The following is a 10,388-nucleotide window of genomic DNA, read 5'->3' as shown; positions in this document are numbered from 1 at the left end:
GATTTTCGATTTTCGATTTGGGATTGATTTGCGCGAGATAAATCACGTGGCGGGTACCACATGAAGAAATTCGCTTGTCACACGCTGGAACTATCCTACGGGCAAGAAATCGGATTTACAGTGGAGGATGCTACTTAAAGTTATAATAAACCAATCGCCCTCCAAACCCGATCGTTTCTCATCTGGAAATAGACTGGAGAATCAAATGACTGCAGCAATCATCGCACCACCCAGAAAAGAATCGCCCCTTCTGTTTGAGGGACTCACTTGGAGAGAGTTCAAAGCAGTTGAGCAATTGTTAGACCGTCCAGGATATCGACTTTCTTTCCTGGATGGAATTCTGGAGATTAAACTAATGCCTGGAGAACCCCACGAAACCGTTAAAGCAAGAATTGGTGCATTGGTGGAACTGTACCTGCTGATGGCGGGGTTTGACTTTACTCCAACTGGTTCAATGACTCTGGAAAGTGAAACGGGAAAAGTCAAGCGAGAGGCGGATGAATCTTATAAACTTGCTCCCGGTCGCAGGCTACCCGATTTGGCGATCGAAATCGTGTTTTCCAGTGGTGGCATCAACCAACTGGAGGCATACAAGCGGCTGAAAATTCCTGAAGTGTGGTTTTGGGAAGATGGATTGTTAGAGGTTTATCACCTGCGGGGAGAGGGCAATACACTTCATTATGAAAAGGTTTCCAGTAGTGAGGAGGTGAAAGGGATCGATTTGGATTTGTTGTTGCGCTGCATCAATATGGTGAATCATGTTGATGCAGTTAAGACTTTTCAACAGGCACTCCAAAAATAGCTGGGATTAAGAGACTTCTCCAAAAAAGCAGGTTTTGAACAGGCAGGATGCCTGTTCCACGATAATAATTATGGGAGATGTCTAATAGATCATCGCGCACCCTTTAACCACCTCTGTTTGCATCTCAATATCCGCAACAAGCAATGGAAAATACCAAATGACACAAGTTGTAATTGTCGGAGCGGGGCCAACTGGTGCGGCACTTGCCTTACTGCTGGTGAAACGAGGTATTGCTGTTACCTTGGTTGAGGCGGCAAAAGATTCCTACCGAGTGTTTCGCGGTGAAGGCTTAATGCCCAGCGGATTGGATGCGATCGCCCAAATGGGCTTATCCACAATCCTAGAAGGTGTTCCACACCGACAAATTGATGCCTGGGAGTTCATTGTGGGCGATCGGCAACTATTTCGAGTTGATGAGCCAATGGGGTCAAATCGACCTTGTACACTGGTATCGCAACCGCCTTTGTTAGAAACACTAATTTCAGAAGCTCAGTTGCATCCAGAGTTTGAATTTATCCCAGGTGTTCCCGTAAAAGATTTACTGTACAAAAACGATCGCATTGCGGGTGTAAAGCTAGGAGATGGGCGAGAAATTCCTGCAGCACTTGTGATTGGTACAGATGGTAGAAACTCGGTTGTACGACAGCGTGCAGAATTAGAGTTAGTAAAACAGCAGAATAGTATAGATGTTCTGTGGTTTAAACTTGCCGCTCATCCTCGGTTTGTGGCGGATAATGTATTTTATTCTATCCTGAATGGCGGTAGCGGATTCAGTGTCTTTCATGGGGCAGAATCAGGAAAACTTCATCTGGCTTGGGTGTTATCGGCAGATGACAAAACGGATCGGAAACACACAGACTGGGCAGAAACTTTCGCATCGCGATCGCCTGCGTGGATGGCAGAACATTTCCGCAACTGTGCCGATACGATCGAATCTCCGATGCGATTATCTGTTGTGGTTGGTCGCTGTCCGCGCTGGCATCGACCAGGAATCATACTTTTGGGGGATGCGGCACATCCCATGTCTCCGGTTCGCGCTCAAGGAATTAACATGGCTTTGCGCGATGTAATTGTTGCGGCCAATCACCTTGTACCTTTATTGAAAGCAGGGGCTAATTCTGAGGATATTGACTTAGCATTATCGCGGATTCAGGCAGAACGCGAACCCGAAATTATTCGCGCCCAACAACTTCAAGCACAAGAAGCGTGGAAAGGCGAACAACTACGAAAAAATGGATTATTGCGTTTATTGATGATGCAAGCTGCTCCGTTTTTGGGTGAAAAAATTAAACAATTTTGGGTAAAAGGACAGTATGAATTGCGTCAAGGAGTAACAGAGGTAAAATTGGTTGTGTAAAATGAGGAAATTGGAACCTGACTTACCCGTCCAAACCCAAGAAACCGGGTTTTTACCTTTTCTGCGATGTCTAATATCAATTCCGGTTGTATCGGAATGATTAAACCACAGAGGGCACAGAGGACACAGAGAAAGAGAAGAGTGAGATAATAATTCCGATGTTAACGGATTTGATATAACCGAGTATTTTTGCGAAAAATCCGGTTTCTGACTACCCGTGCGTCTAGGACTATAAAACTTAGGAGAAGTTTTTATGCGATCGACAAATATCAAAGGACCGATCGGCACTATTCACATCATCGAAGCCAGCCCCCCTGCCACCGCTGGGGAGTCGGAGTCGCTGCCGGTGGTGTTCGTGCACGGTATGACGGTTTCTGCGAGCATCTGGGAGGCGCAGCTTGCCCGTGTCGCCCGTACCCGACGGGCGATCGCCCTTGATATGCGGGGACACGGTGATTCTGCACCGCCGGAGGACGGCAACTATGCGCCCGCCTCCTGTGCAGCGGATGTTTTGGCGGTACTGGATGGGCTGGGACTCGATCGAGTGGCGATCGTCGGGCACAGTTTCGGTGCTTGTATTGCCCTCGCCACAGCAGCAGCCGCACCGCACCGCATCGCGCAGTTGATTCTGGCAGACCCACCTGGAGACTTTACCAAGGTGCCTGCAGATGTGCACGAGGAACGCATCGTTCCCTACCAGAGGGCTCTGGAGACGGAGGATTGGCGGGCTGCTGTGGAAACCAGCTTCAATGAGGCGCTGACAGGAAGCAGGGCCGATACGCGCGATCGGATTCTCGCTTGCTTGGCGGCGACTCCACAGGATTGTCTGTCTGGAATGTCTCGCGGGATGTTTGCCTTTGAAGCAGTTAATGCTCTCGATCACTACCTAGCAGCCCCTGGAACACGGGCCCACGCGATTATTGCTCCCTCAAACACTTTTCCCTTCAGCCTCCACATCCTCCGTCCCACACTGACGACAACTACGATCCCCGATACTGGACACTGGCTGATGCTGGATGCGCCAGAGGCCTTTGCTAGGGAACTTGATATTTGTTTGGAAGGTGTTTAATATAGATTTCGACAAAATCTGTTAGTCTTACCACAATTCATCGAGAGTTAAGTTGTGGGGGTTTTTGAGGATGAAGGCGTTGTTGTCTTTGATTAAGTCACCGCTACAGAGAATCGGTAAGCGTTCTTGATAAGCTTTAATCGCCAAGATATAATCTTTGTCTGCGAGAGAAGTTTGAATTTTCCGCAATTTGTCAGCAATGACCCCTATTAAGGTTATTTCGCCGCTTAATTGGTCTGTGTTGGGGGTGTGAATTTGCATAACAATTCCCTGAATAGTCATGTTGGGAATGCTGGTAAGCAGTTCGCTTAAAATTTCAATTTTTGGGCGATTTTCTGCGTTTTCTAGCGTTTGGATTGCCTCCCGGATGCGGGCTGCATAATCTCCCAGGTTTTCCCGGTTAGGCAGCAATATTTCAAATTCTTCTGCATCGGCTGTTGGTTTGTGCCAAAGTGTGGCATTATCTAAGAAAGGTTGGTCTTCATGCCAGCCGTGAGTTTGTAAGTAATTTCTCAGTTGATTTAGCTCGATTGTTTCGAGAGTTTGGCTATCTTGTACGGTGACTTTCATGGTTGAACTCCTTGGCTAATTCCCTCCATAATTGACTGAAGGGCGGCGACTGTAAATTGGTTGGTTCTAGGGATGGTAACGGTGACAGCGTTTGTGTTTTGTGTTTTTGGCTTTCCCCGCAGCGAGATCCAATATCCGCAGTTTCTGATGCAGAGTTCTGTTTCCGACTGGGTTAACCAGTCTTCGGGTGTTTCTGGGATTAAAACGACAACTAAAATTCGGGGAATGGCGAAGTCATCCATTCTTAAATCGTCGTAGTTTTTGAGTTTGAGGGGGTAGCGGATGGAGCGATCGTCTTGGATGTCTCTTGATGTAGATTTTAACTGCAATTCTAAGCGAGGCGCTCTAATGGGGCCTATCCCGCCTTTCGCAGCTACTCCCCAGTCTACGCTGTCATCGTCTACGAAGGGTTTGTAGAGGGAATAGCCGGCAACGGTGGTGACAGCTTGCAGGTAGATGTTGCTGAATTGTTCTTTTTGTTGGTTAATGTCCACTTTTTACGTAGCGATTATTCTTGTTAACCTGTTTGGTTTTAGCTCGTAGATAAAATTACATCAGGTTGGTTATGGTTTCCTTGATTTGTATCGGTTGGTTGGTGACAATGGAGTAGAGAACATCGGGGTCTAAATCAGCTCCATTTTCCCAGTAAATTGTCCCCCATTCTGGATTTAGTTTGACTTGGTTAAAGTAAGTCAAGTCTTGCAGGGGGGCGAAGATTCCGGTAAATTCGATTAATTGGCTAATGTCAACTACTCCCTCTTGGTTATCTTCAAATTTGATGTGAAGTTGATAATTTTTTAATGGTTGAACTGAGCTAATATCTTTGAGCATTGTTTATTCCAAAGGTGCAATAGGTTCTAATGGTGTTTGAAGTCTGGCAAGTTGCCAATTTTGCATGAGCTCTGTTTGATGAAGGGCAGCCCACTCTACCACTAATCCTAAGATGCGAGGGGAAAGTTTGCCTTCTAGGATTGAGAGGGTTTCGATATCAATGATGGTTTTTTGTTGATTGTAGCGGGCATGAAATTGCGGGGGCGGGTGGTCGTTATAGTACGTCGTGATGATGATGCCTAAAAATCTGCTGAGTTCTGGCATTAGATTGTCTCCTATACAATTATTTCGGCGTCTTTTACCCGAATTTCGTAAGACTAAATCCGCTCAATATATTCTTTAATATTGCTTAAAACGTGCGTTTTGGTTCCAATTCTACTAAAAAATCTACCTCGCGATCTGCTGTTGCTTCACCCCTGGCAACCGAACCTAAAACGCGCACATTTAACGCGGCTGGGTGAGTCGCAATTCTCAGGATATCGGAGGGCTTGGACTTCAGCAATTCCTCAATTCCCCTAACTCCACCCCGGTAGATTTTCCAGAATCATCGCCTCTAACTTGGCACTCTCGGCAAATTGCCTCTCCAACTTCGCCGTCAAATGCAGCCTCTTCTCGTCCAAACCCTCCTCATCCTCCAATGCCTCCGCCTCCGCCCCCACATACCTCTCAGGGGTTAAAATATAACAGTTACCGTTTTGCTTTTTTGTTGCCTTTTGACTCCGCACAATTGTTACAACTCTTCTGGAAAGTACATTTGCAGGAAATCTGCCCCGCCCTAACCCAACTGGCCTAACTTCTCCAGAACTTAGGTAAAAAGCACCTAAAGTATGATGCGAAACTCTGGCTAAACTATTATTCTATAAATCGATCGGGCATTAAACCGATATCCACAATCGCCAAGATTTATCGCCAAATTTTAAATTTTTCCGGCGAAAACTTGCTATTTAATGAATAAGACTTTAAGATCCAGCAATGTAAATCAAAATCTCAATGAGCAGCCCTGCAAGCACGAACCCGAAATGGGTCGCAAGTGCCAAAAAGCAGCAAAAGCTACCTTTTTTAACTCTTTCAACAGCAAAGCATTGGCAAACAAACCAGGGATCGACGGTTGGCATCTTGGAACGAATGCTTTGCTAGCAATACTACAAATGTATCAAAACTTATCTGCCAAAATTTAGCCCGAACAGATGCCTAGCTGTAACTCTTGCTGCGTAAGGTTTCAGTTTCTAAATAGGCTGGTTTTATTGTCTTTAACTACTTGAGGATTCGATCGCATGGTTTCGATTTCTACTACTCAATCCGATGTGCTACCTTTGTCTTCGCCAACCGTAACGGCTGCAACCCAAAGCAGTGCGGCGACTGCAACTGGGGTGTGCGTGACGGTTCACGGTCACTTTTACCAGCCACCCCGGGAAAACCCTTACCTGGACGCGATCGAACGCCAAGCCAGCGCCTCTCCAGCCCACGACTGGAACGAACGCATTGACATCGAGTGCTACCGCCCGAACGCCTTTGCCCGCATACTCAACGATCGGGGCGAAGTCGCGGGGATCGTCAACAACTACGAGTATATGAGCTTCAACATCGGGCCGACCCTGATGAGCTGGCTGGAACGCTACGACCCGGAAGTCTACCAGCGGATTCTGGAAGCCGATCGCAAAAGCTGTCAGCGACTCAACGGTCACGGCAACGCGATCGCCCAAGTCTACAATCACATCATCATGCCCCTCGCTAACGAGCGAGACAAATACACCCAAATTCGCTGGGGGATCGCAGATTTTCGCTCCCGGTTCGATCGCGATCCCGAAGGAATGTGGCTCGCCGAAACCGCCGTAGACTACGCCACCCTCGAAGTTTTAGTCGCTGAAGGCATCCGCTTCATTGTCTTAGCCCCCTCCCAAGCCGAACGCTGCCGCCCGCTAATCGGGCAAAACCAAGAAGGGGAACCAGCGGAAAATTCCGAATGGCACGAAGTCGGCGGGGGTCAAATCGATCCGACTCGCCCGTACCGCTGCTATTTGAAACCGGAAATGCGGTTGATGGCTGACCACCAACTCTCGCCGCTGAGCACTCACTATTTTGGGCGCGGGCACTCCCAAAATTCTGCAGCCCCAACTACCAACACTCCCTACATCGATATCTTTTTCTACGATGGCCCGATCTCGCGGGATATGGGCTTCAATGACGTTCTCAGCAGCAGCCACCACTTGGCCGGGCGCTTGGGTCAAGCAGTGCGGGGAGACCACAGACAGGCTCAATTAATCTGCGTGGCGACGGACGGCGAAACTTTCGGCCACCACAAAAACAGTACGGAAAAATGCCTCGCCTACGCCTTCACAGAAGAGTTTCCCCGCCGCGGTTGGACGGTGACGAATTTTGCTCATTATTTAAGTCAAAATCCGAGCGCTTGGGAAGTTGAACTCAAACCTGTGACGGCCTGGAGTTGCTCTCACGGGGTCGATCGCTGGCAAGATGATTGCGGCTGCGGTGGTGGCGGCGGATGGCACCTCAAATGGCGCCGCCCTCTGCGGGATACTCTCAATTGGCTGCGCGATCGACTGATTCCGATTTACGAAGAAGCAGGGCGCAAGCTGTTGTGCGATCCCTGGAAAGCCAGAGATGAATATATTGAGGTGATCCGGGATCGATCCCCCAGTAATGTTGACAGTTTCCTCCAACGCCATCAAGTGCGCCCCCTCGATGCCGGAGAACAGGTGGACGCCCTGCGACTGCTGGAAATGCAGCGCCACACCCTGTTAATGTTCACTAGCTGCGGCTGGTTTTTTGAAGAAATCTCGCGGCCAGAAGGCGTGCAAATTCTGCGCTACGCGGCCCGGGCGCTCGAATTGGCGGGGGAAGTTACCGGGGTGCAGCTAGAAAAGGATTTTGTCGATCGACTAGCCCTCGTACCCAGCAACGTTGAGTATTTCCAAACAGGGGCCGAAGTTTACCGCAAACTCGTGGTAACAGCCCAAATTAGTCTCAAACAGGTGGCCGCCCACTACGCGATCAGTTCTCTGTTTGCCAAATATCCCCGCGAACAGCGAGTTTACTGCTATCAGGCCCAGCAGGAAGATTTCCAAATTCAGCGCATGGGCTCGATGACTCTGGCTGTGGGTCAATTGCAGTTAACCTCGGAAATTACGCGGGAAACAGAGGTTTTTGTGTTTGCTGCGTTGCACCTCGGCGGCTGGGACTTCCACTGCTGCATTCAGCCTTTTGGCAGCCGCCGATCGTACACTATGCTCAAAGAGCGGCTGTTTGGAGTTATGCAAGAAGCTTCGGCAGCCCACGCGATTCTGGAAATGGTGCGGCTGTTTGGGGATCAGTCCTTTAGCTTGCGGGATTTATTCGCTGAGGAACGCCACCGGATCGTGCAGTTGCTGAGTCAGGAAAATTTGACTCGGTTGGATCAGCTTTACACTCAGGTTTACCGCGAAAATTACGGGGTGATGATGGCGTTCCACCGCGACGAGTTGCCGGTGCCGGTAGAGTTGCAGGTGGCTGCTGAGGTGGCTTTGGGACATCGCTGTTTGACGGCGGCCAAGGCCCTGGAATTGGAAACCGAGGATGTGGAACCGCTGCTGGCCGAAATTGAGGCGATCGCCACTGAAGCCGGCCATCTCCGCTGTCGGTTGAACGTTCCCGAAGTCAAGGAAATTTTGGAAAAGATGGTTTGGCGATCGCTAGACAGGCTGCTGCAAGCAGGATCGGGTGTGGAAGATCGCTCGCCTGTCCAGTTGGAAGCTGAGATCCGCACGATCGAGCGTTTGATTGCTGTGGGCGATCGGCTGAGTCTGGGTTTGTGCTTGGACAAATCGCAGGAACTGTATTTCGATTCTCTGTACAGTCAAATTGTGCCTCTGTGTTTGGGCTGGCTGCAACGGCAAGAGGCCTCGGCGGGCGAAAATGCGGTGGCTGCTGTTGCCTTGGAGATTGCGGGTTCAGGCGGCGGCTGGGAGTTGTCTTCGATCCGGCAGTTGCTGGAGTTGGGTCAAACCTTGGCTGTTGATGTTGAGTGTTGGTTAAATCAGTTAAGTTAATCGTTTCGTGATTAGCCTGCATCAATTCCCGCCCTTGAGAATCCGCCCGATCAAGCTTTAAAGGCCTATCGGGCCTACGGGTTCCACCGAGAATATATCTGTGTTGTGGCTTCCCGGGATCGCGGCGGGCGATCAAAGCACCGACAGATAACCGCCAAGTTTGTTTAAGTTTTCGCTCTACTTGTGGGAAGATAAAAAGACTGTCGCCAAAGCGTACAGGTGTTCTGCACTTGCACGCTTTGTATAGTTGGGAAGAAAGAACACTAAGTTTAAATTTATGAAAGTTGGCGATCGCGTTTGCATTAAAAACTCTGTTGTTGTCTACCACCACCCTGAAAATCGCAGTCAACCATTTGATATTAAGGGTATGGAAGGAGAAGTCGTGGCGATCGTTCACGAATGGCACGGCAGACCTGTCAGTGCTAATTGGCCGGTTCTAGTACAATTTGACAAAAAATTTCGAGCTCACTTCAAAGAGGATGAGGTCGAATTGATATCTTCGGAAGTCTAGCTGTCTCAAAAGTTGAAGCAGCCCAAAGACAAAATCAAATCCCGTCAGTCGATTTTAGATTTTAGATTTTAGATTTACTCCACAGATGAATCTGGAAGCTTGAACTAATATCTAAAATTTTGTGATCGTCGCGACTCCTGTCGGAAAGCAATTATCCGTTTTTGGGCGGGGGTCATTCGATTTTAGATTTTAGATTTTAGATTTTGGATTGACTTGCGCGAGATAAATTCGGGGGACGCAAGGATTTTAGATTTGAGATGCTTTCGATTGACTTGCGCGAGATAAATCACGTGGCGGGTACCACATGAAGAAATTCTTGGTCATATAACAGTTGTAGAGTTTGTAGTGAGGAGTTCAGTTTTTTCTGTGGCTTTTAGTCGATCGACGGGACTAAAGTCCTTACTACAAACCATTTTTTGTTTTCACTCCTTAATTTTTCGACCGTCTGCGGCTGAACCAACCTAAAATATTCCAATCTCCCTGCATTTTCTGCAATTCCTGCTGATGCTGCTTGGCTGTAGCGTAATACCACTGGCAGTGAAGTTCTAGTTCTTGACGGTACTTAATTTCGTCGTAAAACTCGCGGACAATTTGGTGTCTCTGAAAAATTTCGGCCGCGGGAGTCGGTTCTGGGGCAATGTTTTGCAACTCGTGGGGCAGCATGATTGTTTGGGGGCGACTGTGGCTAATATTGGCTGTAATGACTTTAAGCTAACACACTCAATCGATTTTAGATTTTAGATTTTAGATTTTAGATTTTAGGTTTTAGATTTTAGATTTTAGATTTGAGATTTTAGATTTTAGGTTTTAGATTTTAGATTTTAGATTTTAGATTTTAGATTTTAGATTTTAGGTTTTAGATTTTAGATTTTAGATTTTAGATTTTAGATTTTAGATTTTAGATTTTAGGTTTTAGATTTTAGATTTTAGATTTTAGATTTAGAATCTTATCTGATGAAGTTTTGTAGGGGCGGGTTCGCCCAGATATTTGATAAGTATAGACAAATTATATAAACCCGCCCCGCCCCTATAATTGAGATGCAACCGGATTTGATATTAGTTTAAATTCTTCAATCTAAGGAATGAGAATTAAATAAAACCCACTTTTCATGTTTGTTGTGGGATGGGCGTCCCGCCCGTCCTTTCTGGGCGGGCGGGACGCCCATCCCACAAGAAAAAAGGGAAATTATTTAATTGACGATCCT

General features: G+C 47.7%; 13 protein-coding genes. 6 read left to right on the top strand and 7 right to left on the bottom strand.

Annotation, left to right across the window (positions count from 1 at the left end):
* Nucleotides 1-205: 205 nt before the first annotated feature.
* The 3 genes from QUB51_RS29555 (at nucleotide 206) to QUB51_RS29545 (ending at nucleotide 3,228) form a co-directional block, all read left to right on the top strand.
* A complete protein-coding gene (locus QUB51_RS29555) occupies nucleotides 206-802 on the top strand; it encodes a Uma2 family endonuclease (RefSeq protein ID WP_333262337.1) in 597 nt (198 codons plus the stop codon).
* 157 nt (nucleotides 803-959) lie between these two features.
* On the top strand, nucleotides 960-2,159 hold the full coding sequence (locus QUB51_RS29550; protein ID WP_333262340.1) for an FAD-dependent monooxygenase: 1,200 nt from the start codon (nucleotides 960-962) through the stop codon (nucleotides 2,157-2,159).
* Between the two features lie 253 nt (nucleotides 2,160-2,412).
* Nucleotides 2,413-3,228: an alpha/beta hydrolase gene (locus QUB51_RS29545; RefSeq protein ID WP_333262344.1), complete on the top strand. Its 816-nt coding sequence runs from the start codon at nucleotides 2,413-2,415 to the stop codon at nucleotides 3,226-3,228.
* A 27-nt stretch (nucleotides 3,229-3,255) separates the two neighbouring features.
* Here the strand turns inward: QUB51_RS29545 and QUB51_RS29540 are convergent, their stop codons facing one another.
* The 6 genes from QUB51_RS29540 to QUB51_RS29515 all read right to left on the bottom strand — a co-directional run bounded on the left by QUB51_RS29540 (nucleotide 3,256) and on the right by QUB51_RS29515 (nucleotide 5,354).
* Complete coding sequence (locus QUB51_RS29540; RefSeq protein ID WP_333211305.1) at nucleotides 3,256-3,798, bottom strand: hypothetical protein; 543 nt, start codon at nucleotides 3,796-3,798, stop codon at nucleotides 3,256-3,258.
* A complete protein-coding gene (locus tag QUB51_RS29535; protein WP_333211306.1) occupies nucleotides 3,795-4,292 on the bottom strand; it encodes a DUF4365 domain-containing protein in 498 nt (165 codons plus the stop codon). The genes QUB51_RS29540 and QUB51_RS29535 overlap by 4 nt, the downstream gene beginning before the upstream one ends.
* A gap of 55 nt (nucleotides 4,293-4,347) precedes the next feature.
* Nucleotides 4,348-4,629 (bottom strand): DUF2442 domain-containing protein, encoded by a 282-nt coding sequence (locus QUB51_RS29530; protein WP_333211308.1) that lies wholly within the window; start codon nucleotides 4,627-4,629, stop codon nucleotides 4,348-4,350.
* Nucleotides 4,630-4,632: 3 nt separating this feature from the next.
* Nucleotides 4,633-4,893: a DUF4160 domain-containing protein gene (locus tag QUB51_RS29525; RefSeq protein WP_333211310.1), complete on the bottom strand. Its 261-nt coding sequence runs from the start codon at nucleotides 4,891-4,893 to the stop codon at nucleotides 4,633-4,635.
* A gap of 85 nt (nucleotides 4,894-4,978) precedes the next feature.
* Nucleotides 4,979-5,131 (bottom strand): nucleotidyltransferase domain-containing protein, encoded by a 153-nt coding sequence (locus tag QUB51_RS29520; RefSeq protein ID WP_333211311.1) that lies wholly within the window; start codon nucleotides 5,129-5,131, stop codon nucleotides 4,979-4,981.
* 13 nt (nucleotides 5,132-5,144) lie between these two features.
* The gene (locus QUB51_RS29515; protein WP_333211313.1) at nucleotides 5,145-5,354 is read right to left on the bottom strand and encodes a hypothetical protein; all 210 of its coding nucleotides are present in this window, start codon (nucleotides 5,352-5,354) and stop codon (nucleotides 5,145-5,147) included.
* 222 nt (nucleotides 5,355-5,576) lie between these two features.
* On the opposite strand from QUB51_RS29515, the gene QUB51_RS29510 reads away from it, so the two are divergent.
* The 3 genes from QUB51_RS29510 to QUB51_RS29500 all read left to right on the top strand — a co-directional run bounded on the left by QUB51_RS29510 (nucleotide 5,577) and on the right by QUB51_RS29500 (nucleotide 9,183).
* Nucleotides 5,577-5,807 carry a hypothetical protein gene (locus tag QUB51_RS29510; RefSeq protein WP_333057522.1) on the top strand — a complete coding sequence of 77 codons (231 nt, stop codon included), beginning with the start codon at nucleotides 5,577-5,579 and terminating at the stop codon, nucleotides 5,805-5,807.
* Nucleotides 5,808-5,903: 96 nt separating this feature from the next.
* Nucleotides 5,904-8,672 (top strand): DUF3536 domain-containing protein, encoded by a 2,769-nt coding sequence (locus QUB51_RS29505; RefSeq protein ID WP_333211315.1) that lies wholly within the window; start codon nucleotides 5,904-5,906, stop codon nucleotides 8,670-8,672.
* Between the two features lie 277 nt (nucleotides 8,673-8,949).
* Nucleotides 8,950-9,183: a ferredoxin-thioredoxin reductase variable chain gene (locus tag QUB51_RS29500; protein ID WP_333057518.1), complete on the top strand. Its 234-nt coding sequence runs from the start codon at nucleotides 8,950-8,952 to the stop codon at nucleotides 9,181-9,183.
* 429 nt (nucleotides 9,184-9,612) lie between these two features.
* Here the strand turns inward: QUB51_RS29500 and QUB51_RS29495 are convergent, their stop codons facing one another.
* Nucleotides 9,613-9,846: a hypothetical protein gene (locus tag QUB51_RS29495; RefSeq protein WP_333035767.1), complete on the bottom strand. Its 234-nt coding sequence runs from the start codon at nucleotides 9,844-9,846 to the stop codon at nucleotides 9,613-9,615.
* Nucleotides 9,847-10,388: the final 542 nt, after the last annotated feature.

The organism is Microcoleus sp. AT8-A3, assembly GCF_036705675.1.
GTDB lineage: Bacteria > Cyanobacteriota > Cyanobacteriia > Cyanobacteriales > Microcoleaceae > Microcoleus.
The sequence above is the reverse complement of the archived record's forward strand: the minus strand, read 5'-3'. Positions and strand labels throughout refer to the sequence as shown.